Origin of the sequence: Brevundimonas albigilva (assembly GCF_023573565.1) — a bacterium.
GTDB classification, from domain to species: Bacteria; Pseudomonadota; Alphaproteobacteria; order Caulobacterales; family Caulobacteraceae; genus Brevundimonas; species Brevundimonas albigilva.
On record NZ_CP097649.1, the window covers coordinates 986441 to 1013011 of the forward strand.

At 69.7% G+C, this 26571-nt stretch carries 25 protein-coding genes, 1 tRNA gene and 1 other RNA gene; 14 read left to right on the plus strand and 13 right to left on the minus strand.

The annotated features are described in order from the left end of the window. The first annotated feature begins 5 nt into the window (after positions 1-5). Entirely contained in the window at positions 6-1001 is a 996-nt protein-coding gene (locus M8231_RS04850; RefSeq protein ID WP_250202375.1) for a mitochondrial fission ELM1 family protein, read from the plus strand. Here M8231_RS04850 and carB read toward each other — a convergent pair. The 3 genes from carB to M8231_RS04865 all read right to left on the minus strand — a co-directional run bounded on the left by carB (position 992) and on the right by M8231_RS04865 (position 5496). Further along, on the minus strand, positions 992-4330 hold the full coding sequence (gene carB, locus M8231_RS04855; protein ID WP_249750988.1) for a carbamoyl-phosphate synthase large subunit: 3339 nt from the start codon (positions 4328-4330) through the stop codon (positions 992-994). The genes M8231_RS04850 and carB overlap by 10 nt on opposite strands. A gap of 25 nt (positions 4331-4355) precedes the next feature. Further along, on the minus strand, positions 4356-4670 hold the full coding sequence (locus M8231_RS04860; protein WP_249750987.1) for a hypothetical protein: 315 nt from the start codon (positions 4668-4670) through the stop codon (positions 4356-4358). Between the two features lie 127 nt (positions 4671-4797). Further along, complete coding sequence (locus M8231_RS04865) at positions 4798-5496, minus strand: HAD family hydrolase (RefSeq protein ID WP_249750986.1); 699 nt, start codon at positions 5494-5496, stop codon at positions 4798-4800. A gap of 107 nt (positions 5497-5603) precedes the next feature. On the opposite strand from M8231_RS04865, the gene M8231_RS04870 reads away from it, so the two are divergent. After that, on the plus strand, positions 5604-6878 hold the full coding sequence (locus M8231_RS04870; protein WP_249750985.1) for a S41 family peptidase: 1275 nt from the start codon (positions 5604-5606) through the stop codon (positions 6876-6878). 194 nt (positions 6879-7072) lie between these two features. Here the strand turns inward: M8231_RS04870 and purT are convergent, their stop codons facing one another. Together purT and tkt are read right to left on the minus strand one after the other, a co-directional pair. Continuing rightward, the gene (purT, locus tag M8231_RS04875; protein WP_249750984.1) at positions 7073-8269 is read right to left on the minus strand and encodes a formate-dependent phosphoribosylglycinamide formyltransferase; all 1197 of its coding nucleotides are present in this window, start codon (positions 8267-8269) and stop codon (positions 7073-7075) included. A gap of 198 nt (positions 8270-8467) precedes the next feature. Then, a complete protein-coding gene (tkt, locus tag M8231_RS04880) occupies positions 8468-10417 on the minus strand; it encodes a transketolase (RefSeq protein WP_249751844.1) in 1950 nt (649 codons plus the stop codon). A 138-nt stretch (positions 10418-10555) separates the two neighbouring features. Between tkt and M8231_RS04885 the strand changes: the two genes are divergently transcribed. The 6 genes from M8231_RS04885 (at position 10556) to M8231_RS04905 (ending at position 14011) form a co-directional block, all read left to right on the plus strand. After that, positions 10556-10807 carry a hypothetical protein gene (locus tag M8231_RS04885; protein WP_249750983.1) on the plus strand — a complete coding sequence of 84 codons (252 nt, stop codon included), beginning with the start codon at positions 10556-10558 and terminating at the stop codon, positions 10805-10807. Then, positions 10807-11112, plus strand: coding sequence for a cell division protein ZapA (locus M8231_RS04890; RefSeq protein WP_249750982.1), 306 nt, complete (start codon positions 10807-10809; stop codon positions 11110-11112). The genes M8231_RS04885 and M8231_RS04890 overlap by 1 nt, the downstream gene beginning before the upstream one ends. Positions 11113-11169: 57 nt before the next feature. Next, a non-coding RNA gene (gene ssrS / locus M8231_RS17060) (6S RNA) lies at positions 11170-11331 on the plus strand. A 65-nt stretch (positions 11332-11396) separates the two neighbouring features. After that, a complete protein-coding gene (locus M8231_RS04895) occupies positions 11397-11942 on the plus strand; it encodes a 5-formyltetrahydrofolate cyclo-ligase (protein ID WP_249750981.1) in 546 nt (181 codons plus the stop codon). After that, positions 11939-12760, plus strand: a complete 822-nt coding sequence (locus M8231_RS04900) for a TIGR00282 family metallophosphoesterase (protein ID WP_249750980.1) — start codon at positions 11939-11941, stop codon at positions 12758-12760. Before M8231_RS04895 ends, M8231_RS04900 begins: the two co-directional genes overlap by 4 nt. A 21-nt stretch (positions 12761-12781) precedes the next feature. Further along, entirely contained in the window at positions 12782-14011 is a 1230-nt protein-coding gene (locus M8231_RS04905; RefSeq protein WP_250202376.1) for an MFS transporter, read from the plus strand. Positions 14012-14014: 3 nt separating this feature from the next. Here M8231_RS04905 and M8231_RS04910 read toward each other — a convergent pair whose 3' ends face one another. The 4 genes from M8231_RS04910 to M8231_RS04925 all read right to left on the minus strand — a co-directional run bounded on the left by M8231_RS04910 (position 14015) and on the right by M8231_RS04925 (position 18937). After that, positions 14015-15250, minus strand: coding sequence for a hypothetical protein (locus M8231_RS04910; RefSeq protein WP_250202377.1), 1236 nt, complete (start codon positions 15248-15250; stop codon positions 14015-14017). A gap of 105 nt (positions 15251-15355) precedes the next feature. Next, positions 15356-15691 (minus strand): hypothetical protein, encoded by a 336-nt coding sequence (locus M8231_RS04915; RefSeq protein WP_249750976.1) that lies wholly within the window; start codon positions 15689-15691, stop codon positions 15356-15358. 86 nt (positions 15692-15777) lie between these two features. Further along, on the minus strand, positions 15778-17193 hold the full coding sequence (locus M8231_RS04920) for a tetratricopeptide repeat protein (protein WP_249750975.1): 1416 nt from the start codon (positions 17191-17193) through the stop codon (positions 15778-15780). A gap of 112 nt (positions 17194-17305) precedes the next feature. Next, entirely contained in the window at positions 17306-18937 is a 1632-nt protein-coding gene (locus M8231_RS04925) for a peptide chain release factor 3 (protein ID WP_250202378.1), read from the minus strand. A gap of 167 nt (positions 18938-19104) precedes the next feature. Here M8231_RS04925 and M8231_RS04930 point away from each other — a divergent pair, with 167 nt between their 5' ends. After that, positions 19105-19263: a hypothetical protein gene (locus M8231_RS04930; protein WP_250202379.1), complete on the plus strand. Its 159-nt coding sequence runs from the start codon at positions 19105-19107 to the stop codon at positions 19261-19263. A gap of 6 nt (positions 19264-19269) precedes the next feature. Here M8231_RS04930 and M8231_RS04935 read toward each other — a convergent pair whose 3' ends face one another. The 4 genes from M8231_RS04935 to M8231_RS04950 all read right to left on the minus strand — a co-directional run bounded on the left by M8231_RS04935 (position 19270) and on the right by M8231_RS04950 (position 21645). Further along, entirely contained in the window at positions 19270-19644 is a 375-nt protein-coding gene (locus tag M8231_RS04935) for a hypothetical protein (protein ID WP_249750974.1), read from the minus strand. Between the two features lie 100 nt (positions 19645-19744). Next, a complete protein-coding gene (locus tag M8231_RS04940) occupies positions 19745-20809 on the minus strand; it encodes a glycosyl transferase family 90 (RefSeq protein WP_249750973.1) in 1065 nt (354 codons plus the stop codon). A 91-nt stretch (positions 20810-20900) separates the two neighbouring features. After that, positions 20901-20976 (minus strand) — tRNA-Ala (locus M8231_RS04945). Positions 20977-21186: 210 nt separating this feature from the next. Next, positions 21187-21645, minus strand: coding sequence for a TIGR02300 family protein (locus tag M8231_RS04950; RefSeq protein WP_249750955.1), 459 nt, complete (start codon positions 21643-21645; stop codon positions 21187-21189). A gap of 127 nt (positions 21646-21772) precedes the next feature. Between M8231_RS04950 and aroA the strand changes: the two genes are divergently transcribed. From aroA to mscL, 5 genes are all read left to right on the plus strand, one after another. Continuing rightward, entirely contained in the window at positions 21773-23083 is a 1311-nt protein-coding gene (gene aroA / locus M8231_RS04955; protein ID WP_250202380.1) for a 3-phosphoshikimate 1-carboxyvinyltransferase, read from the plus strand. Further along, positions 23080-23724 (plus strand): (d)CMP kinase, encoded by a 645-nt coding sequence (gene cmk, locus M8231_RS04960; RefSeq protein WP_249750954.1) that lies wholly within the window; start codon positions 23080-23082, stop codon positions 23722-23724. Before aroA ends, cmk begins: the two co-directional genes overlap by 4 nt. Positions 23725-23878: 154 nt before the next feature. Beyond that, the gene (rpsA, locus tag M8231_RS04965) at positions 23879-25582 is read left to right on the plus strand and encodes a 30S ribosomal protein S1 (RefSeq protein WP_249750953.1); all 1704 of its coding nucleotides are present in this window, start codon (positions 23879-23881) and stop codon (positions 25580-25582) included. Positions 25583-25836: 254 nt separating this feature from the next. Next, positions 25837-26127, plus strand: a complete 291-nt coding sequence (locus M8231_RS04970) for an integration host factor subunit beta (RefSeq protein WP_249750952.1) — start codon at positions 25837-25839, stop codon at positions 26125-26127. 17 nt (positions 26128-26144) lie between these two features. Next, positions 26145-26567, plus strand: a complete 423-nt coding sequence (gene mscL / locus M8231_RS04975; protein WP_249750951.1) for a large-conductance mechanosensitive channel protein MscL — start codon at positions 26145-26147, stop codon at positions 26565-26567. The last annotated feature ends 4 nt before the right edge of the window (positions 26568-26571 follow it).

Genomic DNA, 26571 nt, shown 5'->3' on the forward strand with positions numbered 1-26571 from the left:
ACCGGGTGGGGGCGGCCCCGCAGGGCCGCTCCAATCCTCTGTCCATCTGGGTCGTTTCCGACGGCCGCGCGGGGATCGAGAACCAGGCGCTGGGCCTGGCCGAGGCCGTGCAGCGGCTGACCCCCGCCGACATCGCCGTGAAGCGTATCCGCTGGCGGCCGCTGTTCGACCGTCTGCCGTCGGCGTGGAAGACGTCGGCGATGCTCGACCCGTCCTCCGACAAGCTGACGCCGCCGTGGCCCGACCTGTGGATCGCCACCGGCCGGGCGACCCTGCCGCTATCCGTCCGCGTCGCGCGCTGGAGCGGCGGGCGGACCTTCGTGGTCCAGACCCAGGATCCCCGCTGGGCGCTGGGGCGGTTCGGCATGGTGGTGGCGCCGGCGCACGACGGCCTGTCGGGCGATAACGTGTTCGAGATCACCGGCTCGCCGCACCGCATCACGCCGGCAAGGCTGGCCGAGGCGGCGCCGGCCTTCGCGGACCGGCTGGCGGGCCTGCCGCATCCGCACGTGGCGGTTCTCGTGGGCGGTCGGTCCAAGGCCTTTGATCTGCCTGACGCCCACGCCGCCGCCCTGGCCGATCAGATCGCGCGCGCCGTGGACGCGGTCGGCGGTTCGCTGTTGCTGACCTTCTCGCGCCGCACGCCCGAGGCCGCCAGGGCCGCGATAACGGCGCGGCTGTCGCCGCTGCCGGGCTGGATCTGGGACGGGCAGGGGGACAATCCCCTGTTCGCCTTCCTGAACGCCGCCGACCATGTGCTGGTGACCGAGGACAGCGCCAACATGGCGACCGAGGCCGCCTCGACCGGCAAGCCGGTCCATGTCCTGCCGATGGTCCCGTTGAAGCCTGCGGGCAAGTTCGCCCGCCTGCACGCCGACCTTCGGTCCCACGGCGCCGCGCGCCCGTTCGACGGGGCGCTGACGCCCTGGACCTATGAGCCGCTGGCGGAGACCGACCGCGCCGCGCGCGCGGTGCTGGAGGCGATGGCGGCTCAGGCGTAGGCCTGGATCGCCTTCACATCCAGGTCGCCGGCCTTGATGGCGCCGATGGCCTGGGCCGCCGCCAGGGCGCCGGCGGTGGTGGTGTAGTAGGGGATCTTCATCATCAGGGCGGTGCGGCGTAGGCTGAAGCTGTCCTGCAGCGACTGCTTGCCCGAGGTGGTGTTGAAGACCAGCTGGACCTCGCCGTTCTTCATGGCGTCGACGATGTGCGGGCGGCCTTCCAGCACCTTCTTGACCAGGCCCACCTCCAGCCCCTGTTCGACCAGATAGGCGTGGGTGCCGCCCGTGGCGATCAGGGTGAAGCCCTCGGCCAGCAGGGTCCTGGCCGCATCCAGGATAAAGGGCTTGTCCTCGTCCTTGACCGAGATGAAGGCGCAGCCCGAGGTCGGCAGGGTGGTGCCGCCGCCGATCTGGGACTTGGCGAAGGCGCGGGCGAAGGCGGGCGCCATGTCGGCCTCGCCGTCACGCTTCCAGTCCAGGCCCATGACCTCGCCGGTCGAGCGCATTTCCGGCCCCAGCACGGTGTCGACGCCGGCGAAGCGGGCGAAGGGGAAGACCGCCTCCTTCACCGCGATATGGTCGTAAGGTTTGTCCGTCAGGCCGAAGGAGGACAGCGGAACGCCGGCCATGACCTTGGCGGCGATGGCGGCGATCGGCTGGCCGATGGTCTTGGCCACGAAGGGCGCCGTGCGGCTGGCGCGCGGGTTGACCTCCAGCACGAAGATGCGCGGGTTCTCGCCGTGCGGCTCCTCGATGGCGAACTGCACGTTCATCAGGCCGCGCACCTTCAGGGCCTTGGCCATTTCGGTGGTCTGGCGCTTCAGCTCGGCGACCGTCTCGGCGGACAGGGAGTAGGGCGGCATGGAGCAGGCGCTGTCGCCCGAATGGACGCCGGCTTCCTCGATATGCTCCAGCACGCCGGCGACGAAGACCGTCTCGTCGTCGCACAGGGCGTCGACGTCAACCTCGGTGGCGCGGTTCAGATAGTGGTCGATCAGGACGGGATCGTCGCCCGAGACGCGCATGGCCTCATGGACGTAGCGGTCCAGCTGCTCGCGGTCGTGGACGATCATCATGCCCCGTCCGCCCAGGACGTAGGAGGGGCGCAGGACCACGGGATAGCCGACGCGGTCGGCCTCGGCGGCGGCTTCCTCGGCGCTGCGGGCCAGGCCGTTCGGCGGCTGGCGCAGGCCGATCCCCTCCAGCATCTGCTGGAAGCGTTCGCGGTCCTCGGCCAGGTCGATGGAGTCGACCGAGGTTCCCAGCACCGGAATGCCGTCTTCCTGCAGCGCATGGGCCAGCTTCAGCGGCGTCTGGCCGCCGAACTGGACGACGCAGCCGATCAGGTCGCCCTTCGACCGCTCGACCTCGATCAGCTCCAGCACGTCCTCGGCCGTCAGCGGCTCGAAATACAGGCGGTCGGAGGTGTCGTAGTCGGTCGAGACGGTCTCGGGGTTGCAATTGACCATGATCGACTCGACGCCGATCTGGTCGAAGGCGAAGGCCGCGTGGCAGCAGCAGTAGTCGAACTCGATCCCCTGGCCGATCCGGTTCGGCCCGCCGCCCAGGATGATGGCCTTCTTCCTGTCCGACGGCTCGGATTCGCACTCGGGGACCTGGCCCAGGACGCCGGTCTCGTAGGTCGAATACATATAGGCGGTGGCGCTGGCGAACTCGGCCGCGCAGGTGTCGATGCGCTTGAACACCGGGCGGACGCCCAGCGAACGGCGCAGGGTGCGGACCTCGCGCTCGGTCGTCCCGGTCAGCTTTGCGATCCGGGCGTCGGAGAAGCCCATCGCCTTCCATTTGCGGAACAATGGCGCGCGGATGTCCACGTCCGCCTTCGTCTCGCCGGTGCGGACCTGGAGGTCCGCGCTCCGGACGCGGATATGCCCCTCTTCGCGCACGATGTCCGCGATCTGGCGCAGGAACCACGGCTCATAGGCGCAGGCCGCGGCGACCTCTTCCACCGTCAGGCCGTGGCGGAAGGCCTGGGCGATGACGCGGATGCGGTCGGGGGTGGGGACGCCCAGGGCCCGGACCACGGCGGCGCGGGCGGCGGCGTCGTCCTCGGCGCCGGCCACGCCGTCGATCTCGATCTCGTCGAAGCCGTTGAGGCCCGTCTCCAGACCGCGCAGGGCCTTCTGCATCGATTCCTGGAAGGTCCGGCCGATGGCCATGACCTCGCCCACGGACTTCATCGAGGTGCCCAGCAGGGGCTCCGACCCCGGATATTTCTCGAAGGCGAAGCGCGGGATCTTGGTGACGACATAGTCGATCGACGGCTCGAAGCTGGCCGGCGTGACCTGGGTGATGTCGTTCTGCAGTTCGTCCAGCGTATAGCCCACGGCCAGGCGCGCCGCGACCTTGGCGATGGGGAAGCCGGTGGCCTTGGACGCTAGGGCGGACGAGCGCGACACGCGCGGGTTCATCTCGATCACGACCATGCGGCCGTCGGCGGGGTTGATCGCCCACTGGACGTTCGATCCGCCGGTCTCGACGCCGATCTCGCGCAGGACGTTGATCGAGCCGGTCCGCATCCGCTGATATTCTTTGTCGGTCAGCGTAAGCGCAGGGGCGACGGTGATGCTATCGCCCGTATGGACCCCCATCGGATCGACGTTCTCGATCGAACAGATGATGATGCAGTTGTCCGCCGTGTCGCGGACGACCTCCATCTCGTATTCCTTCCAGCCCAGCACGGACTCTTCGATCAGCACCTCGGTGGTGGGCGACAGGTCCAGGCCGCGCAGGACGATCTCCTCGAACTCCTCGCGGTTATAGGCGATGCCGCCGCCGGTGCCGGCCAGGGTGAAGGACGGGCGGATCACGGCGGGCAGGCCGACGAACTCCAGCCCCTCCAGCGCCTCTTCCATCGAATGGGCGGCCTTGGAGCGGGGGCTCTCCAGGCCCAGCTTGTCCATGGCGTCGCGGAACTTCTGGCGGTCCTCGGCCTTGTCGATGACCTCGGCCTTGGCGCCGATCATCTCGACCCCGTGCTTCTCCAGCGCGCCCGATTCATGCAGGGCCAGGGCGGTGTTCAGCGCCGTCTGACCGCCCATGGTGGGCAGAAGGGCGTCGGGCTTTTCCTTGACGATGATCTTCTCGACCATCTCGGGCGTGATCGGCTCGATATAGGTGGCGTCGGCCACCTCCGGGTCGGTCATGATGGTGGCGGGGTTCGAGTTGACCAGGATGACCCGGTACCCCTCGGCCTTCAGCGCCTTGCAGGCCTGCACGCCGGAATAGTCGAATTCGCACGCCTGGCCGATGACGATCGGGCCGGCGCCGATGATGAGGATGGACTGGATGTCCGTGCGCTTGGGCATGGGAGCCTCTTCTTCTTATTGAACGCTAATGGGTCACGACCGCGCATTCCCAGCCGTCGTAGTCCAGCTGGAAGGCCGCGGCCCAGGTCTGCATCATGGCCGAGGTGGCCGAGAACGACGCCTCGTCCACCGCCATGGTCGTCTCGAGCACCGTCATGTCGTCGGCGCCGCGCGTCAGGAAGCCGGCGCGACGGGCGACCTCGTTCAGATCGCCGTGGTCGCCCTCGCCATAGAAGTAGAACAGCGTATGGCGCGGCGTCACGCCGCTGTCGCCCTGCTCGGCCAGCGCCGCGCGCACCATGGCGTCGCGTTCGTCATGACTGATGTCGGAGGCGTCCAAGGTCTTCGCGTCGTCCTTCGCTCGTCGCGCGCGCGAGAAGTCCCCGCACGGCGGGGCCATGCGACGTGCGCGTCATGTTGTCGGTTAAGCGGCCCGTTTAGAGAGGGCAGGCCGGGGGGGCAAGAGCTTATGCGTCGATCGCTGCGATCCAGTCGGGCAGTTCGCCGATGCGGCTGAGCGAGACGTAGCGGGGGTGGCCTTCCGGGGCGTCCGCCAGTTCGTGCGCCCAGGTGACGTGATAGGGGATGTGGACGCCGAAGGCGCCGGCCTCGATCGCGGGAAGCACGTCGGATTTCATGGAATTGCCGGCCATGACGGCCTCGGCCGCACCGGTGCCGTGGCGGGCGAAGACGCGCTCGTAGGTCCCGCGATCCTTTTCCGAGACGATCTCGACGGCGCTGAAACGTTCGCCCAGGCCCGAGGCCGCCAGCTTGCGCTCCTGGTCCAGAAGGTCGCCCTTGGTGATCAGGACCAGGCGGTATCGTTCGGAAAGCTGGGCGACCACCTCGTCCACGCCGGGCAGGGTCTCGACCGGATGGGCCAGCATCTCGCGGCCGGCGGCCAAGATCTCGCGCACCACCTCGGGCGGGGCGCCGCCGTCGCACAACTCCATCGCGGTCTCGATCATGGACAGGGTGAAGCCCTTGATCCCATAGCCGTAGAGCCGAAGATTGCGACGCTCGACCTGGGCCAGGCGCGCCTCGATCACGTCGGCGTCGCCGTGGTCGTCCAGCAGGTCGACGAACCGCGCATGGGTCAGGCGGAAGAGGGTCTCGTTGTGCCAAAGGGTGTCGTCGGCGTCGAGGCCCACGGTGGTGATCGGCATGGTCGCTCCGGGGATGGGAGGGCTGTTTGGCGCGGCGCCTGCGTGGAAGCAAGCGTGCGCGGGCGCCGCCCCTTGATGCGGGGCGTGTTATTGCCGACAACGTCGTCATGAACCGGACCGCGCATCGCAGGCTCTTGGGCGTCGTCCTGATCGGCCTGGCGCTGACGGCGGGGGCGCCCGCGGTTTCGGTGAGCCAGGCCGTCGACGCGCCGGCCGCCTCCGCGGCCATGGTCGGGCCCAGCCCTGAGCGCGCACGCATGAACCGGCGTGTCTTCGACCGCGTGTGGGAAGAGGTTAGACGCGGCTATTACGATCCGACGCTCCACGGCGTGGACTGGCGCGCGGCGCGCGAGCGGTTCCGGCCGCAGGCGCTGGCGGCCGGCGACGACCGCGCGCTTTATCATGTGCTGAACGAGATGCTGGAGCTGCTGGACGACGGCCACGCCGGGGCCAGCCCGCCGGCTGCCGTGCGCCGCCAGGATCGCCAATACCAGCGCCGCGCCGTCATGGGGCTGACCCTGATGGCGGGGGACCAGCGGGACGTCTGGACGGTGGAGCGGGTGCGGGCCGGATCGCCGGCCGAGGCCGCGGGCGTGCAGATCGGCTGGACCCTGAACACCCTGGACGGCCGGGCCTGGGGCGCGGATGTCGAGGTGTTCGACGGGCGGCCGGTTCAACTGGCGCTGACCGACGAGACCGGCGCGCGCCGCGACGTGACGGTGACGCCGCGCCTGATGGACGGCCCCCAGCCGTTCACCGCCGACCGCTCCCGGCCCGGCGTCCTGGTGCTGACGGTCGAGCAGTTCGATGAAGGCCTGGGCCGCTGGGTCGCAAGCCAGCTCGACGGACTGGAGCCGGACGTCGACGTGATCCTGGACCTGCGCGCCAATCCCGGCGGGCGGCTGTGGGAGGCGGAGTCGGTGCTGACCTGTTTCCTGCCGCGCGGCCAGGCCTGGGCGACCCGCACCACGCGCTCGGGGCGCGCCATCGTGCTGCGCGCCGACGGGGATTGCGGCGATCATGAAGAGCCGGTCGCCAATCCGGTCGCCGTGCTGGTCGATCGCGCCAGCCGCAGCGCCGCCGAACTGACCCCCGCCGCCCTTCAGGAAGCCGGGCGCGGCCTGGTCGTCGGGGAGACGACGGGCGGGTCCGTCCTGATCGCCCAGGACACCGACCTGCCGGACGGCGGGCGGCTGACGCTGAGCCGATCGGATTTCGTCACGACAGGCGGCGTGCGGCTGGAGAAGCGGGGCGTGACGCCGGACCTGGCCGCGCCGCGCACCCTGGCCCAGCGGCGCTCGGGCGACGATCCGACCCTGGAGGCGGCCATTGCGGCCCTGAAGGGGGTGGGCTCGACGGCCGCAGCCGTCTTGGATCGCTAGGTTTGATCGACATTCAGGGGGCCCGGGCATGCCTAGTCCGTCATTCCGGGGCTGAACGTAGCGAAGAACCCGGAACCCAGGGCTTCAGTCACGCTACTGGCCGGGTTCGACGCCGGATGCTCGCCTCCTGGGTTCCGGGTTCGTCCTCACGGACGCCCAGGAAGGACGACGCCAGACTGAACGTCGATTGGACGTCAGCCGGCGACCGGCCGGACGCGGCCCGCGGCCTGGCGCGCCCGTTCGCGGGCCTGATCGACGTCGGCGCCGCGCGCGGTCGCGACGCCCATGCGCCGCCGCTCGAAGCTCTCGGGCTTGCCGAACAGGCGCAGGTCGGCGGTCGGAACAGAAAGAGCCTCGGCGACGCCCTCGAAGGCGATGCCTTGCGCCTCCACGCCGCCATAGATGACCGCGCTGGCGCCCGGCTCGCGCTGGCTCACGTCGACCGGCAGGCCCAGGATGGCGCGGGCGTGAAGGGCGAACTCGCTTTGCGTCTGGGTGGCCAGGGTGACCAGGCCCGTGTCGTGCGGGCGCGGGGACACCTCTGAGAACCAGACCTGGTCGCCCTTGACGAACAGCTCCACGCCGAAGACCCCCAGGCCGCCCAGCGCGTCCGTGACCTTGCCGGCGATGTCCTGGGCGGCGCTCAGGGCGGCGGGGCTCATGGCCTGGGGCTGCCAGCTTTCGACATAGTCGCCCTTCACCTGGCGATGGCCGATGGGGGCGCAGAAGTCGGTCCGGACCTGGCCGTCGGCGCCCAGCGAGCGGACGGTCAGAAGCGTGATCTCGAAATCGAAGTCGATGCGGCCCTCGACGATGACGCGGGCGGCGTCCACCCGGCCGCCGGACTGGGCGTAGGCCCAGGCGTTGGGGGCGTCCTCCAGGGCGTCGATCATCGACTGCCCCTTGCCCGAGGACGACATGACCGGCTTGACGAAGACCGGCAGGCCGATGCGGTTCGCCGCCTCGGCCAGTTCCATCGCGCTGCCGGCGAAGGCGTAGGGGCTGGTCGGCAGGCCCAGCTCCTCGGCGGCCAGGCGGCGGATGCCCTCGCGGTTCATGGTCAGCTGGGTGGCGCGCGCGGTGGGGATGACGCGGGCCAGGCCGGCGGCCTCGATCCCCGCCAGCACGTCGGTGGCGATGGCCTCGATCTCGGGCACGATGATGTGCGGCGCCTCGGCCAGGATGACGCCGTTCAGCACCTGGGCGTCGGTCATGGGGATGACGTGGCTGCGGTGCGCGACCTGCATGGCGGGGGCGTTGGGATAGCGATCGACGGCGATGACCTCGACGCCCAGGCGTTGAAGCTCGATGGCGACTTCCTTGCCCAGTTCGCCGGAGCCCAGCAGCATCACGCGGACGGCGCTGTCTGAAAGCGGGGTGCCCAGTTTCATCATCTGCTCCTTGCGCTCCTCCCCTGTGAAGCGCAGCGCAACGGGGGAGGGGGACCGCGAAGCGGTGGAGGGGGCGGACCTCGCACCGGCTGTGGAAAGTTCAAGCGGAGTCCATGCGGATACATCTCGCCTGCATCCGCCCCCTCCACCACGCTGCGCGTGGTCCCCCTCCCCCGCAAGCGGGGGAGGATCCGAGGCTTACAGACGCGCCTTGGCCGCCGCGACCACCGCCTCGGCCGTGACGCCGAACTTCTCGTAAAGCACCTCCGCCGGAGCGCTCGCGCCGAAACCGGTCATGCCGACGAAGCCGCCGTCCTCGCCGATGAAGCGTTCCCAGCCCTGCTTGATGGCGGCTTCCACCGCCACGCGCACCGTGCCCCGGCCGATGACCGAGGCCTGATAGGCGGCGTCCTGCCGTTCGAACAGTTCGAAGCAGGGGACGGAGACGACGCGGGTCGCCACGCCTTCGGCCTCCAGCGTCTCGGCCGCCTTCAGCGCCAGCGCCAGCTCCGTGCCGGTGCCGAACATGGTGACCTTGGCCTCTCCGTTCGCGGCCTTGATCTCATAGGCGCCGCGGGCCGACAGATTGTCCGACGCGGCGACCGTGCGGACGGCCGGCGTCTTCTGACGCGACAGGGCCATGGCCGACGGCGCGGTCTTCGTCTCCAGCGCGATCTTCCAGCATTCCATGGCCTCGACCGTGTCGGCGGGGCGGAAGACCAGCAGGTTCGGAATGGCGCGCAGCGCGGCCAGGTGTTCGACCGGCTGGTGCGTCGGGCCGTCCTCGCCCAGGCCGATGGAGTCGTGGGTCAGCACGTGGATGGCGCGGACCCCCATCAGGGCGCCCAGGCGGATGGCCGGGCGGCTGTAGTCGGAGAACACCATGAAGGTGCCGCCGTAGGGGATGACGCCGCCGTGCAGCGCCAGGCCGTTCATGGCGGCGGCCATGCCGAACTCGCGGATGCCCCAGTTGACGTAGCGCCCCTCATAGGTCGGGGCGTCCAGGATCGGCGTGTCCTTGACGAAGGTGTTGTTCGAGCCGGTCAGGTCGGCCGAGCCGCCGACCAGTTCGGGGATGGCGGCGAACACCTGCTCCAGCGCGGCGCCGGACGACTGGCGCGTGGCCTGGGCGGGCTGGGTCTCGACCAGTTCGGCGATCTTGGCGTTCAGGGCGTCGAAGGCGCCCTCGGGCAGGTCGCCCCTCATGGCGCGGGTGAAGTCGGCGGCCTGCGGCGAGGCGGCCAGGCGGGCCTCCCACTTCTTGCGATCCTTGGCGCCGCGACGGCCGACCTTGCGCCAGGCCTCCTCGATGTTGGCGGGCAGTTCGAACGGGTCGTGGTCCCAGGCCAGGCCCAGTCGGGTGGCGGCGATCTCGGCGGCGCCCAGGGCCGCGCCGTGGGTCTTGTGGCTGCCTTCCATGGTGGCGGCGCCCTTGCCGATCTTGGTCTTGCAGGCGATCAGCGTCGGCTTTTCCTGACGCTGGGCCCACTTCAGGGCGGCCTTGATCTCGCTCATCGAATGGCCGTCGATGGCGCGCACGGCCCAGCCGGCGGCCTTGAAGCGCGCCTTCTGGTCGGTGGCGTCCGACAGCGACACCTTGCCGTCGATGGTGATCTCGTTGTCGTCCCACAGGACCGTCAGCTTCGACAGCTTCAGCCGGCCGGCCAGGGCGATGGCCTCCTGCGACACGCCTTCCATCAGGCAGCCGTCGCCGGCGATCACCCAGGTGCGGTGATCGACCAGATCGTCGCCGTACTTGGCCGCCAGATGGCGCTCCGCCAGGGCGAAGCCGACCGAGGTCGCCAGCCCCTGGCCCAGCGGGCCGGTGGTGACCTCCACGCCCGGCATGTGGCCGTATTCCGGGTGGCCGGCGGTCTTGGATCCCCACTGGCGGAAGTTCGACAGTTCTTCCTTGGTCGCCGCCTTGTAGCCCGTCAGGTGCAGCAGGGCGTAGATCAGCATCGAGCCGTGGCCCGCCGACAGGATGAAGCGGTCGCGGTCGGCCCAGTCGGGATGCGCCGCATCGAACTTCAGGAACCTGGAGAACAGCACCGTGGCCACGTCGGCCATGCCCATCGGCATGCCGGGGTGGCCCGACTTGGCCTTCTCGACCCCGTCCATGGCGAGGACGCGGATGGCGTTGGCCATCTGCTCGGGGGTGGCCTTAGGTGCGGCTTTGGCGTCGGTCACGGCGGAGACCTTTCGTCGGAAGGCGGAAAAACAGGGGCGCGCCGCCTTTACCCCGACGCGTCCTCGGGTTCTATACGGAATCTGAAGGAGCGACCGATGGCCGACGCCACCACGGCCGCACGGGCCCGCATCGACCGGGCCCTGGCCGAACTGGAACGCAAGATCCTGGACCTGAAGGCGCGCCCGGCCTCGGCGCCGCCGATCCCGGACGACGACCTGTTCGCGCCCCGGCCCGAGGCCGCGCGCGTGGCCGAATTGGAGGCCGCCGGTCGCGAGGCGTCCCAGGCCCTGGCCCGCGCCGCCGAGGCGGTGCGCGAGGTGCTGGCCGAAACGGAAGGGGCCGTCTGATGGCGACGGTGACGGTCGAGGTCAACGGGCGCCCCTACGCCGTCGGATGCGCCGACGGCCAGGAGGACCGCGTGCGCGCCCTGGCCCGGCAGTTCGACGCCCAGGTGCGCGCCGTGGCCGACAGCGTGGGCAATGTCGGCGACCTGCGGCTGTTCCTGATGTCGGCGCTGATCCTGGCCGACGAACTGCAGGAGGCGAGGGGCGGCAAGGCGTCGGCGGCGCCGGCGGCCGCATCGTCCGACGGCGTGGCCGAGGCGCTGAACGCCGTGGCCGCCCGGATCGAGAAGATCGCCCAGAGCGTCTGACGACAGCACGGCGCTCTGGCGCCGGACGACGCGAACGCCTATCTTGTCCGGCGGCGGGTCCTGCTGCGGCCCTCGTCGAAGGCAACATTTCCTCGCGACCTTAATTCACTCGAAGGGATCTGTCCCTGTTTGGGCTCGAGGGCCCGGGCACACGGAGCCCACCTGGCTACCCAGGTCGAGAGGATTTAAACCGCCCTTCACGGTTCACGCGGCGCCGCCACCCTTTCTCTTTGGTCTGGGCGCCACCGCTCGCGACGCGGTCGCTCGCTGTTTGAGCGCCCGCAATGTCCGACAAGCACGAACTCAGATCGGCGGCCCGCGCCCTGCGAAAGCGGCTGGCCGAGGCCGATCCGACGGCCGCCTCGCGCGCCGCCTCCCATGCTGATCGCCTGCCGCCGGGCCAGATCGTGGCCCTCTATCGCGCCGTGGGCTCGGAACTGGACACCGACGCCTTGGCGATGGCGCTGGAAGCGGCCGGGCGCCGGCTGTGCCTACCCGTGGTCCTTGAACGCGCCGCGCCGATGATCTTTCGCGCCTGGTCGTTCGGTGATCCGCTGGAGTTGGATGTGGCGGGATGTCCCGCCCCCTTGCCGCTGGCGGCGGTGGTCGACCCCGATCTGATCGTCACGCCGTTGCTGGCCTTCGACGCCGAAGGAGGGCGGCTGGGGCAGGGCGGCGGCTACTATGATCGCACCTTCGCCGCCCGGCCCGACGTCGCGCGGGTCGGCTTCGCCTATGCTGGCCAAGTCGTCGATCGGCTGGACCTCGACCCGCACGACATCCGCCTGCATGGCGTTCTGGCCGAGACCGGCTATACGGCTTTCGAATGAGACTGGCATTCTTCGGCGACGTCATCGGCAAGTCCGGCCGTGACGGGATCAGCGACCATCTTCCGGGCCTGAAGCGCGACCTGAAGCTCGACTTCGTGGTGGTCAACGCCGAGAACGCGGCGGGCGGGTTCGGCATCACCGAGAACACGGCGCGCGAACTGTTCATGGCGGGCGCCGACTGCCTGACGCTGGGCAACCACAGCTGGGACCAGCGCGAGGCTCTTACCTATATCGTGCGCGAGCCGCGCCTGATCCGGCCGGCCAACTATCCGCGCCTGATGGACGCGCCGGGCGCCGGGGCCAATCTGTTCGAAACCCACAGCGGCCGCACCGTGCTGGTCATGAACGTGCTGGGCCGCGTGCACATGGATCCGATGGACGATCCCTTCGGCGCGGTGGAGCGCGAACTGGCCGCCGCCCCCCTGGGCGCCGTGGCCGACGCCGTGATCGTCGACATGCATTGCGAGGCGACCAGCGAGAAGATGGCCATGGGCCACTTCTGCGACGGGCGCGCGTCGCTGGTGGTCGGCACCCATACGCACGTGCCCACCGCCGACTGCCAGATCCTGCCCGGCGGCACGGCCTATCAGACCGACGCCGGCGGCTGCTGCGACTACGACAGCGTCATCGGCAACGAGAAGGACGAGCCCCTGCGGCGCTTCACCACCCGCATCTCCGGCGGCCGCTACACGCCGGCGTCGGGACCCGCGACGGTGTGCGGCGTCTTCGTCGAGACCGACGACCGCACCGGCCTGGCGACGCGCGTGGAGCCGATCCGCGTCGGCGGTCGACTGAGCCAGGCCGTGCCCGTGGTCTGAAGTCCCGCCGGGGAGGGCGTCATGCGCGATGATGCGGCGCCGTCGTCGGCGTTCATGGCGGGGCTGGGCGTCGCCTATCTAGCGGCCTTCATCGCCATGGCGCCGCTGCTGGGAATGCTGGTCCCGTTGCGGGCGGAGGCGATCGACGCCGCCGCCAAGGAAACCCTGCTGAGCACGGCCCTGTTCTGGGGCGCGATCACGGCGGCGGTCTCCAATGTCGCGGCCGGGGTGCTGAGCGATCGGACGCGCTCGCGTCTGGGGCGTCGGCGGCCGTGGATGGCGGGCGGCGTCGCCGGGGTTCTGGCGGCCTATGCGGTGATCGCCACGGCGACCACGGGCGCGGCGCTGACGGCGGGGGTGGTGCTGTTCCAGATCGGCTTCAACGCCTTGCTGGCCGCGCTTCTGGCGCTGTTCGCCGACCGGACGCCCGCGGCCGCGCGGGGGCGTCTGTCGGCGGCGATGGGGGTCAGCTATCCGCTGGGAAACATGGTCGGCGCGGCCCTGGTCGGCGGCTGGCTGACACAGGACGGGGCCCGCTACGGCGCATTGGCGGCGATCCTGGTCGTCGGCGTCCTGCCCTTCGTGTTCCGCATGCGCGAAGACGGCGCGCGCGACGGCGAAGCGCCGGTCGAGGCGACGCCCGGCTCGGTCACGGCCTGGTTCGGGCCGTTCGCCCACAGGGACTTCGTTCTGGTCTGGCTGGGCCGGTCGGCGATGACCACCGGCTTCGTCGTCGGCAACGTCTATCTGCTCTACTTCATCGCCGCGGACACGAACTTCCAGGCCCGTTACGGCGCGCCGCCGGAGGCCGGTCTGGCGCTGCTGACCGGGGTGTCGTTCGGCGTCGTCCTGGGGGTGTCGCTGGTCCTGGGACTGGCGGGTGGGCGGCTGCGACGGCGGCGCGGGGCGGCCGTGACCGGCGCGGCGGTTCTGGCGATGTCGGGCGGGCTTCTGGCGATGGCGTCGGACTGGCCCTGGGTCGTCGCCGCCTTCGCCGTTCACGGCCTGGGCACGGGGATCTACTACGCCGTTGAGACCGGGCTGATGGTCGACGCCCTGCCGCCGCGCGACCAGAGAGGCGGGGACCTGGGCCTGATCAACCTGGCCGCCGCCCTGCCGCAGGCCTGGGCCCCGTTGATGGCCCTGGCGGCGCTGGATCTGGTCCAGGCCGGCTACCGTCCGGTGCTGTGGCTGTCGGCGGCCGCCTTCGCGATGGGCGCGGTCCTGTTCGGGGCCCTGAAGCGGAACTGACCCTTACGCCCGGGCGCGCAGACCGACCGCGCGGTCGGCCAGAACGAGAGCGCCCATCTCGCGGGCCACGGCCTCGGCCTCCAGCAGGCCCAGCGTCAGGGCGGGGGGCGGCGCCTTGCCGACCGCCAGGCGCGCCAGGGCCAGGCGGGCCATGCCCAGCTGATCGGCGACCCAGTCCAGCGGCGCCTTGCCCGCGGCCGGAAGGCGGTCGCGCAGCCGCGTCTCGATCTGGTCCAGCCCGGCCCGGTCGCCGACCTCGGCCGCCAGGGCGATCTCGCGCGCCAGCCGTCGTTCGCGCGACAGGGCGCCCAGCACCAATCCCTGGCCCTGGGTCAGGGCCTCCGCCTGGACCAGAGGCATCAGCGGGCCGTCGCCTTCGCCGGCCTGGGCCACCTGGATCGCGGCCCAGTCCAGGGGACTGTGATCGGGGGTGAACTGTTCGGCGGCGGCCTGGAACATCATCAGCCCCTGCGCCTGGGCCTGGGAATGGCCGGCGGCGGCGGCCAGGGCCGACAGTCCGGCGCCGCACAGCGCCAGCACCCGCGCCCGGCTCAGCGGCCGGCGGTCGGGCGAAAAGGTCTCGGCCAGGGCGCTCAGGTCCCGGCCCGCCAGGTCCAGCAGGCGGCTGTCGCGGTTCAGGATCCCGACCTCCAGCGCCAGGGCGGCGCGATCCAGCTTCAGGTCGTCGGCGTTGGGCAGCCCCTTGGCGACGGCGGCCTGCACCGCGGCGTCCAGGGCGGCGGAGGCCTCCTGCAGCGCCTCTCCCTGGTTCGACAGACGGGCCTGGCGCGCCTGGACCAGGGCCTGGACCGCCATCGCCTCCGCCGTCACCCAGCCCCGTCGCGTCGGCCGGGCCGCGCCGAAACCCTCCAGCGCCATCGCCAACCGGGTTGGATCGCCGCACAGGTCGAACCGCAACAACAGCACCTGGGCGCGGTCGATGGCGGCCAGGGCGCGCTGATCGTCAGAGGCGGCGGCGCGCGAAAGACCTTCGGCGGCGCGCTCGGCCCGATCCAGGCTGTCGCCCGCGCCCGTGCGGCGGGCGTGCTCGCGCCACAGCGCGCCGGCGCGGCGTTCGGTCTCGAAGGGTCGGGCGCAGGAGACGCGGCCGGCGTCGATGGATTCGCGGCGCGCCTCGGCGTGCAACAGGTCCACGCCGATCAGCTCGACCCAGCCCAGATCCTCGCTCTCGCGCGCCTTGTCGAACAGTTTGCGAAGGTCTCGGCCGAACTCGAACATGGGCGACTCGCGTGTATTCCCGGTTCGGGACGAAGGTTGCGCCCCAGGCGTCTGCAAAGCAAACGCGACGCCGCCGCTCCGGTTCGCCGGGTCTTATCCCCAGCTTCAGTCCAGCTTGGGCGCGCGCTCGCGGCATTGGCGCAGGGCGGCCCGCGCGGCGGGCGCGTCGGCGCTCAACTGGCGCACACCTTCGATGCGGGCGCGGGTCTGGTCGTTTTCGGCCGCCTGGCTGGTCCGGCCCGCCGCGGTGCCGGCCCGCATGGCCGCCAGCGACCAGTAGAGGGCGGCGTCATAGAGCGCGCGCCCCTCCGGGCTTTCGCCGCCCTCCAGTTCCGACGCCGCCTGGGTCAGGCCGGCGCAGCGCACCGCTTCCTCATAGGAAACCAGCCCGCCCGGGGACTGGGCGAACAGGACGGCGGCGACGGCGGGTGCGAGAACCATGATGCCTCCGGCGCTAAGGCGCCCGACGGGCGGAACGATGGCGCCTTCCTCGTCGCAGGGGAAGGGGCGGGCGACCGCGTCGTCGTTCAGCGTGCATCGGCGCCTGACTGGGCGCCTTCGGGCAAGGCTGTTCGGCCATCCGAGTGGGGATTGTTCGCGACGGCCTGAAGCACGGCCCGGGCCTCGTCTTCCCGTCCGCCGGCCCTCAACGCCTCGGCCGCTTCCTGCCTTATCCCCATCACCTGAGGCGCATAGGCCACCGCGAGACGCCACGTCTGCAGGTCGTTGTCGTTGGGATATCCCGTCGCGCCGCGTCGCGTTCTCGCCAGGGCTAGGTAGATGCGGTAGTCCGTCGGCGCGGCCTGGACCGCACGCGCCAGATAGCCGCGCGCCTCGTTGACGAGGATCAGCCGCGCCGCCTCGTCCGTCGCCTCCCGACTTTGCATTACTCGCCGGTTCGCAGCCAGTTGCAGGGCCTCAGGGTCGTCGGGCGTTATCGACAGAACCTTGGCTAGCGCCGCTTCGCCCGCCTCCGCATCACCCCACTGGAATTCGGCCCGGGCAAGGGTGGTCAGGGCCAGAGGGTCTTCGGGATAGGGGGCCGCGTCCGCCCGTATGCGAGGGAGAAGTTCCTGGATTTCCTGCGGCGACTTGGGGTAGCGGATCGTCAAGCTGTCGAACAGGAGACGATCGGCGCTCGCCGGCAGCGCGGCGAAGCGCACCTCCGGATGGACGTCCGACAGGTCCGCTTCCGCATAACCCATTCGTCCGCGAAGATAGGCGCGCAAGGCGGCTTCCAGGCTGGCGTAGTCGTGGCCCAGGTGGGTTTTTAGCGCTTCCGCCTCGGGCGTTCCGCGGCCGACGGCCGCCAGATAGGCGTCCAGGCCCCGGCGACGTTCGGGGTCCATAACCAGATAGTGGGTCAGCAGCCAGGACTGCGAATAGAAGGCGGCGCGCGCATAGCGCTGTTGCAACTGGCGCGGCCGCGCCGTCAGCAGCGTCTCCATGGGAATCCAGGCGACGTGGTTCAGTACGTTAAGGCGGCCCTGATTGAAGTAGCCGACCTTCACGGCGTCGGCGTTCTCGACCGTCGCCGTCATGAAGAACTCGGCGAATCCTTCCGTGAACCAGCCGGGATAGGCGCCCGGAAAATTCTGGTACATGAAGTGGTGGGCGTATTCGTGCAGCAGCACGTCGTCGCCGCTGCGCCGATTAAGCGCGGCGTAGACGTCGATCTCGCTCGCCGAATAGAACCCTGCCGCGCCTTCCGGCAGGCCGGGGTGAATTTCCCGCAGTTCCCGGCCCGTATAGACCAAATAGACCGGCAACTTGCGCGCGCCCTCCGCCGCGCCGATCCCGAATTGGCGACGCATCATAGCGTCGAACCGTTCCAGCTTCTCGGCATGACGGCGTAGGTCGTCGGGCCGCCCCTCGCCATAGACGACGAAGTTGTCGGTCTCGGCCCGCAGCCATTCGGCGTTCGCCGGCGTCGCTGCGGCCATCGCGACTGCGGCCGCCGATACAATCGCCCCAACCCTCACGCCGTCCTCCACACGTCCCCCCACAGGGCTTACTCGGAGAAGATGACAGCCGCAACGCGACGTCCTGCCCCGATCAGCCGCGCTCCTTTGTCTTCAGGAAGGCGATCTTGGGGAAGCGTTCGCCGACATAGCCGGTCTCCCATGACGACTTGGCCAGGAAGACCGGGTTCTGGTCGATATCGACGGCCATCTGCGGGCGGTATTTGGAGGCGAAATCCTCCAGGTCCGCCTTCTCGCCCGAAATCCAGCGCGCCTCGGCGTAGGGGCTGTGCTCGAAGATGACTTCCAGGCCGTATTCCTCGCCCAGCCGGTCGGCCATGACCTCGAACTGCAGCTGGCCCACGGCGCCGACGATGAAGTCCGAGCCCAACTCGGGCCGGAACAGCTGGGTCACGCCTTCCTCGGCCAGGCCTTCCAGCGCCTTCTTCAGGTGCTTGGCCTTCAGGGGATCCTTGACCCGCACGCGCTGCAGGATTTCCGGGGCGAAGTTGGGCAGGCCGGCGAACCGTATCATGCCGCTTTCCGACAGGCTGTCGCCGACGCGCAGCACGCCGTGGTTCGGAATTCCGATCACGTCTCCGGCGTAGGCGTCCTCGGCCAGTTCGCGATCGGAGGCGAAGAACATGATGGGTGCGTTCACCGACAGCTGCTTGCCCGTGTTCTGGACCTTAAGCTTCATGCCGCGCTTGAAGCTGCCCGAGGCCATGCGGAACATGGCGATGCGGTCGCGGTGGTTGGGGTCCATGTTCGCCTGGACCTTGAAGACGAAGCCCGTCACCTCGTCCTTGCCGGGTTCGACCACGACATCCTCGGGCGCCGGGGCGTTGCGGGTCTCGGGCGGGGCCTCCTTCCTCGCCTTCATGGTCTTGGGCGCCGGGGCCCAGTCGCCGATGGCCTTCAGCAGTTCGTCGATGCCGAAGTGGCGCAGGGCCGACCCCCACAACACCGGCGTCATGTGCCCTTCCAGGAAGGCCTGACGGTCGAAGGGCTTGTAGCCCGCCTCGACCAGCTCCAGCGCCTCGGCCAGGTCGGCCTGCTCCGAGCCCTCGAAATGAGCGGCGGCGTCGGACAGCGGCAGGGCGGCGGGATGGTCCGGGTCTTCGTCCGAGCCGGCGGTCTTGCGGGCGTAAGGCTGGAACGTGCCGGTCCCCAGCTGCGCCATGCCCCGCAGGCGATTACCGCTCTCGGCGGGCCACCAGATCGGCGACGGGTCCAGCTGCAACCGGCTGGCGATGTCGTCCAGCAGCGTCATCGGGTCCTGGGCCTCGCGGTCCAGCTTGTTGATGAAGGTGATGATCGGGATGTCGCGCAGGCGGCAGACCTCGAACAGCTTCAGCGTCTGCGGCTCGATGCCCTTGGCGGCGTCCAGCACCATGATGGCGCAGTCGGCGGCCGTCAGCGTGCGGTAGGTGTCTTCCGAGAAGTCCTCGTGCCCCGGCGTGTCCAAGAGGTTGAACATCTTGCCGTCGTGCTCGAACGTCATGACCGAGGCGGTGACGGAGATGCCGCGTTCCTTCTCGATCTTCATCCAGTCCGAGCGCGCCCGCCGGTTCTCGCCCCGCGCCCGCACGGCCCCGGCCGCGCGGATGGCGCCGCCGGCCAGCAGGATGTGCTCCGTCAGGGTCGTCTTGCCGGCGTCGGGGTGGGCGATGATGGCGAAGGTGCGCCGTCGCGCAGCCTCCTCGGGCAGGGTCAGTGTCGACATGTCGGGATCCTCGGAGCGGCGCAACTAGCCCGAACCGGGCCCGAAGTCACGATTTTGCGCGAGATCAAATAACCCCTCGCCATAGAGGGCTATTGGAGTCATTGTCCTGTCAACGGCGCCGATCCCGCCATCAGAGCGGGACGCCCGTGAAGGGAAAGGAAACGACGATGGCTGTGATCCATCCTGAAGACCGTGCGATCGGCTATGCGCCGAGCGAACGTTCCACCGAACACAAGCTGCATCCCGCGATCGGCCTGGCGGTCGGCTTCGGCTTCATTGTCGGCGTGGCCACGCTGGTCCACGTGGTGTTCAACACCCTGGTCTAGACCGGGTCAGGCCGCCAGGCGGTTCCAGACGGCGCGGTCGGCGGCGACCGCGTCCAGGCGACGGCCCTTGGCCTGAAGTTGGCGGATGACCGCTTCGGGCAGGGCGCAGAAGCGCGGCTCGACCAGATCGGGCTCGCACCCGGCGTCCGGCGCGGCGAACAGGGCGGCGTTCACGTCGGGGCTGCGGTTGGCGATCAACCAGGCCAGGCGACGCGCCCGGGCCGGGTCGTTTCGATGCAGCAGCGGATCCTCGGCGAACAGCTCGCAGCCCAGCTCCAGCACATAGTCGAAGCCCAGCTGTTCGAAACGGCGCGCGTCGGCGGGCGTGGCCGGGCAGGCCTCGTCCAGATCGAACACGACGTCGTTCAGAAGAAACAGCATGGGGCGAAACGCTCGGACAGGCCGGACGGAAACGTCGTCCTGTCGATCACCCTAGCGATCGGCGCTTGCGGTCCCGTTCACGGACGCGGTTAAGCGAATCTCACCATGACAGTCCGGCGATCCGGGCCAGGACGGCGCGCGCCTCGGGTCCGCCCGGCGCCAGCGTCACCCGGTCGGCATAGGTCTGGACCACCGCCGCGAGCAGCCGGTCTTCGCTCTCGGGGTCGCCGAAGGCGGCCATGAAGACCTGGCCTGCGCGGGCCATGTCGCGGCAGGCGGCGTCGTTGTCGCGGCACCAGGCGTGGACCTCGGCCAGGTCGGACAGGTCCGAGGCGACCGGCACATAATGGACGAACGGCCGAAGCATCGCCTCGCAAGCCCAGGATTCGACCGTCGGCGTCGGCATGACCGGGACCGACTGCGAAGCCAGGATCCATTTCAGCCCGGAGGAGACGTCGTTGCCCTCCAGCACCAGCAGGAACTTAGAGCCCAGCAGCTGCGTCATCGACAGGTGCGGGCGCGTCGCCGCGTGGATCGTCTCCAGCGGCACGTCGACCAGGTGCTGCGGACGGGTGACCAGGCTGTAGCCGATATCCCAGTCGGCGCGGGCCGCGCCTTCGCCCGCCAGGCGGTGGACATGGTAGCGGGCCGAATAGGGCGGGGCGTCCGGCTCGGCGCGGATGAAGCGGCCGGTGGTCGCGCCGCGCCAGACCAGGCGGTCGTCCTTGTCGGCGTAGGGGCGATCCACGGCGGCGACATCGGCGACGGGGCTGAAATGCCGGGCGTGGTTCAGCGGGGCCAGGACGCCCTGGCCCGGATCCTCGATCATCCGCGACTTGACGAAGCCGGGGCGGCTCATGGCGTCGCGGTTGTCGCCCAGACGGGCCAGGAAGGGGCGCCGCCGTCCGGCGGCCAGGAAGGCGCGCGACACGGGCGCCACATAGGTCTCGACCAGTTCGCGCAGGCGCCGGGAGGGGAACTTCGCCGCCTGAGCGCGCCCGTAGGGCAGGCCAGCGAGCGTCTCCAGCACCTCGTCCACCGTCTGGGCCGGGCCGCACAGCGCCATTTCGACCGTATCGGGCACGTCATAGGTCGTCGGCGTCGCCCCCGCGATCGGGGCCGCATAGGTCGCCAGGCGGTCGTCGAATGAGGGCGCGTCGGTCATCGCGGCAGCCATGCGGCGCGTCGCGCGCCGGGTCAACGCGAGACGAAAAGCAAAGAAGCCCGGCTGCCTTCGCAACCGGGCTTCAGGAAACTGGTGGAGCTAAGCGGAGTCGAACCGCTGACCTCTTGAATGCCATTCAAGCGCTCTACCAACTGAGCTATAGCCCCGGACCTTTCGGTCTGGTCCGCCCGGTTCATCTTGCGATGGCCCCCGGCGAGGCGGCGGAAACTATGTCAGGGCTTTTCGGTGATCAAGCCCGTTTTCAGATTTATTTTCGCATCGCTTCCATTTGCGAAAATTCTTCGTGTTTTCAACCTTGAAGGCGGAAAACACTCGGCCTGCCGCGCCGCGTGACGCGGCAGGCGCAACCCCTGGGATCAGTCGTCGTCGCGCGACGGCTTGGCGATGTCCTCGTCGATGGAATCGTCGTCGTCGTCCTCGATGAACGGCACGGAGTCGTCATCGTCGTCGTCCAGGACGTCGTCGTCGTCGCCGTCGGACGAGTTCATGCCGGCGTCGTCGTTGTTGTCGCTCGCGTCGTCATCGTCGTCGGGCGTCAGGATCGGCTCATGGCCTTCCTCGTCGATCTCCGGCGCGCGGACGTCCTCTTCCTCGTCGTCGTCGCTGTCGGCGGCCTTGTCCTTGACCTGGTCCTCGGCGTCCTCGTCGTCGGCGGGATAGCCGGGACGGACGCGGCGGCCGCGCAGCTTCAGCGCTTCTTCCGGATCGAAGTCCGTGCCGCACTTGGGGCAGTGGGCGGGGCGACGGTTCAGGTCGTAGAACTTCGCCTGACAGTTCGGGCAGACCTGCTTGGCGCCCAGTTCGGGATTGGCCACGGGAGGAGACTTTCCAACGGATTGAATTTCGGGGCGGTCCCTTGCCACCCCTTAGGGCCGCTGTCAAAAGCTGTCTTTCGCGCGCCCGCGCGGCGTTCCCCCATGATCCAGCCTGAAGCGGGTGCCGATGCCTTCCCAACTGACCGCCCGACGCTCGACCGCCCTGTCGGGGAGGGTGCGCGCGCCGGGCGACAAGTCGATGTCGCACCGGTCGATGATTCTGGGCGGCATGGCCTCGGGCGTCACCGAGGTGGAGGGGCTGCTGGAAGGCGACGACGTCCTGGCCACGGCCCGCGCCGTCCAGGCCTTCGGCGCCCGCGTCGACCGCCTGGAAGACGGCAGATGGCGGGTCGAGGGCGCGGGCGGTTTTCGCACCCCGCGGTCGGTCATCGACTGCGGAAACGCCGGAACGGGGGTGCGCCTGCTGATGGGGGCGGCGGCCGGCTATCCGCTGACGGCGACCTTCGACGGCGACCAGTCGCTGCGCAAGCGGCCGATGAAGCGGGTCACCGGACCCCTGGCCGACATGGGCGCGCGCTTCGACTGGCTGGCGGCCGAGGACCGGCTGCCGGTGGCCCTGACGGGCGGGGCGTTGAAGGCCGTCGACTATGTGCAGACGGTCGCCTCGGCCCAGGTCAAGTCGGCGATCCTTCTGGCCGGGCTGAACGCCGACGGCGTGACGACGGTGGTCGAGCCGGAGAAGAGCCGCGACCACACCGAGCGGATGCTGCGCGCCTTCGGCGCCGAGGTCGGGGTTCAGGACAACGGCGAGGGCTGGACAATCTCGCTGAGAGGCGGTCAGCCGCTGACGGGAACCTTCGTCGCCGTGCCGGGCGACCCGTCGTCGGCCGCCTTTCCTTTGGCCGCCGGCTTGATCGTCCCCGGTTCGGAAGTGACGGTCGAGGGCGTCATGCTGAACCCCCTCCGAACCGGACTGTTCGACACCTGGATCGCCATGGGCGCGGACCTGACGATCGCGAACCGGCGCAACGCGGGGGGCGAGGCGGTCGGCGACATCACCGCTCGGCATTCGAAGCTCAAGGGGATCGTCGTGCCCGAGGCCCGGGCCGCTTCCATGATCGACGAATATCCGATCCTGGCCGCCACCGCCGCCTTCGCCGAGGGCGTCACCGTCATGCGCGGCGTCGGTGAGATGCGCGTCAAGGAAAGCGACCGGATCGCGCTGATGGCGGCGGGTCTTCGCGCCTGCGGCGTCCAGGTGGAGGAGGAGCCCGAAGGCTTCATCGTCACCGGTTCGGCCTCGGTGGCCGGCGGCGCGACCGTCCACACCGCCCACGACCACCGCATCGCCATGAGCCACCTGGTCCTGGGCCTGGCCGCGCAGGAGCCGGTGTCCGTCGACGAGCCGGGCATGATCGCCACCAGCTTCCCCGGCTTCGTCGACATGATGAACGGCCTGGGCGGAGAAATGGGGTGACCCTGGTCATCGCCGTCGACGGACCCGCCGCCTCGGGCAAGGGCACCATCGCCGCGCGCCTGGCGCGGACATACGGCCTGCCGCACCTGGACACCGGCCTGCTGTATCGCGCCGTGGGGGTGAAGGTGCTGGGAGACGGCCATTCGCTGGACGACGCCGAGGCCGCCGCCGCCGCCGCCTGGTCCCTGGTTCCGGCCGGCCTGACGGAGGACGAACGCCTGACCACCGGCGAGGCGGGCGAGGCGGCCAGCCGCGTCGCGGGCCATCCCGCCGTTCGCGCCGCCCTGCTGGAGCTGCAGCAGGCTTTCGCCGGGCAGCCGGGCGGGGCGGTGCTGGACGGGCGCGACATCGGCACGGTGATCGCGCCGGACGCCGCGGCCAAGCTGTTCGTCACCGCCACGCCCGAGGTCCGCGCCACGCGGCGCTGGAAGCAGCTGACGGCGCGCGGCATCGATATTTCCTTCGACGCCATGCTGGCCGACATCCGCCGCCGGGACGAGCGCGACGCCGGCCGCGGCGCCGCCCCGATGGTGCAGGCGAAGGACGCGGTCTTGCTGGACACCACCGACATGGGTATAGAGGCCGCCTTCGATGCGGCCCGCCGTATCGTCGAGACCGCGCGAGCGAGACACGGGCTCTGAGCCCCGATCGCAAATCCAACGCGCCGGCCTCGATCTCCGCGGGCGTTCCTGGCCGACCGGTCTCGCATCCGACGACCTGACTATCCTTTCAATCCATCCCGCGCGGGACCGTCCGGTCGCGCGCCCTAGCCCTTACAGGACGCTTCTCGGCTCCATGACTGACACTCTCACCCCCACCCGCGACGATTTCGCCGCCCTTCTCGACGAACAGCTGCAAGGCCGCGACTTCGGCGAAGGCCAGGTCGTTCACGGCCGCGTCGTCGGCATCGAAAAGGACATCGTGATCATCGATGTCGGCCTGAAGACCGAAGGCCGCATCGCCATGCGCGAGTTCGGCCAGGGCGAAGACGCCAAGCTGCCCAAGGTCGGCGACAACGTCGAGGTTTACCTGGAGCGCGTCGAGAACGCCCTGGGCGAAGCCGTCATCAGCCGCGATAAGGCCCGCCGCGAGGAAGCCTGGACCCGTCTGGAAGCCGTGTTCGCCGAAGGCCAGCCGGTCAACGGCGCCATCGTCGGCCGCGTCAAGGGCGGCTTCACCGTCGACCTGGGCGGCGCCTCGGCCTTCCTGCCGGGCTCGCAGGTCGACATCCGTCCGGTCCGCGACGTCGGCCCGCTGATGGGCAAGGAGCAGCCCTTCGCCATCCTGAAGATGGACCGTCCGCGCGGCAACATCGTCGTCTCGCGTCGCGCCATCCTGGAAGAAGCCCGCGCCGAACAGCGCACCGAGCTGGTCGGCCAGCTGCAAGAGGGCGAAGTCCGCGAAGGCGTGGTCAAGAACATCACCGACTACGGCGCGTTCGTGGACCTGGGCGGCATCGACGGCCTGCTGCACGTCACCGACATGTCGTGGAAGCGCGTCTCGCACCCGTCGCAGGTCCTGGCCGTCGGCGACACTGTCAAGGTGCAGATCGTCAAGATCAATCCGGACACCCAGCGCATCAGCCTGGGCATGAAGCAACTGCAGTCGGACCCCTGGGACGGCGTGGAAGCCAAGTATCCGGTCGGCGCCAAGTACACGGGCCGCATCACCAACATCACCGACTACGGCGCCTTCGTGGAGCTGGAAGCCGGGGTCGAGGGCCTGGTGCACGTCTCGGAAATGTCCTGGACCAAGAAGAACGTCCATCCGGGCAAGATCGTCTCCACCTCGCAGGAAGTGGACGTGGTCGTGCTGGACGTCGACGCCTCCAAGCGCCGCATCTCGCTGGGCCTGAAGCAGGCCCAGGACAATCCGTGGGACGCCTTCGTCGCCAACCACCCGATCGGCTCGACCGTCGAGGGCGAAGTCAAGAACGCCACCGAGTTCGGCCTGTTCATCGGTCTGGACAACGACATCGACGGCATGGTGCACCTGTCCGACCTGGACTGGTCGGTGTCGGGCGAGGAAGCCATCCAGCGCTACCGCAAGGGCGAGATGGTCAAGGCCAAGGTCCTGGACGTCGACGTCGAGAAGGAACGCGTCTCGCTGGGCATCAAGCAGCTGGGCGGCGATCCGATCGGCGAAGGCGACACCTATCGCCGCGGCCAGCAGATCACCGTCACCGTCTCGTCGATCGAGACCGGCGGCATCGAGGTCAAGTTCGGCGAGGACGACGCGCCCGTCACGGCCTTCATCCGCAAGTCGGACCTGTCGCGCGACCGTAACGAGCAGCGTCCGGAACGCTTCTCGGTCGGCGACCGCGTCGACGCCATGATCACCGCCGTGGACAAGGCCTCGCGCCGCGTCTCGGTGTCGATCAAGGCGCTGGAAATGAAGGACGAACAGGAAGCCATCGAACAGTTCGGCTCGTCCGACTCGGGCGCTTCGCTGGGCGACATCCTGGGCGCCGCGCTGAAGAACGCCGGCTCCAAGGAGTAAGGACTCTCAAATCGCGGAGCGCCTCGCGCTCCGCGACGGAGGCCAAGATCGGGCGGCGGGGGATCACCTCGCCGCCCTTTTTTGCGTCCGGGCGCGCGTCGGCGCCCGCCTGTCCCCTTGCGCCTCTGTCCGGCAACCGACATGGTGCCGTCGAACGAAGGCGCGCAAAGGGGCTTTGTGCAATGTCGTTCGGGGGTTAGGGTGGACCGAACCTCAAAGCACGTCTCAGCGGAAGGGTCAGGGCAGGGGCTTTCATGATCAAGTCGGAGATGATCGAGAAACTGGCGGCCGAGAACACCCATCTGACCCATGCGGAGGTGGAGCGGCTGGTCAATGTCATTCTCGGCAAGATGACCGACGCCCTGTCCGAGGGCGGCCGGGTCGAACTGCGCGGCTTCGGCGCCTTTTCCGTCCGGTCGCGGCCCGCGCGGCAGGGCCGCAACCCGCGCACCGGCGAGACCGTCGACGTCCCCGCCAAGGCGGTGCCCTTCTTCAAGAGCGGCAAGGAATTGCGCGAACGTCTGAACGCATCCGGCGACGCCTGAACCGTAAGGAGCATCCCATGAGCCTGGTTTCCGAATTCCGCGAGTTCGCGGTCAAGGGCAACGTCGTCGACCTGGCCGTCGGCGTCATCATCGGCGCGGCCTTCAACGGCATCGTCAAGAGCCTGGTGGACCAGGTGGTGATGCCGCCCATCGGCCTGATCACCGGCGGCATCGACTTTTCCAAGCTGGAATGGGTGCTGCGGCCCGAGAATCCGGCGACCGAAGAGGTCGAGAAGGTCGCCATCCAGTACGGCGCCTTCCTGAACACCGTCATCCAGTTCCTGATCGTGGCCTGGGTGGTCTTCCTGGTGGTCAAGGGCGTCAACGCCCTGCGCCGTCAGCAGGCGGCCCAGCCCGATCCGGCGCCGGCGGCCCCGACCCCGACCGAGGCCCTGCTGACCGAGATCCGCGACGAACTGAAGGCCCGCCCCAACCCCTGAGGCG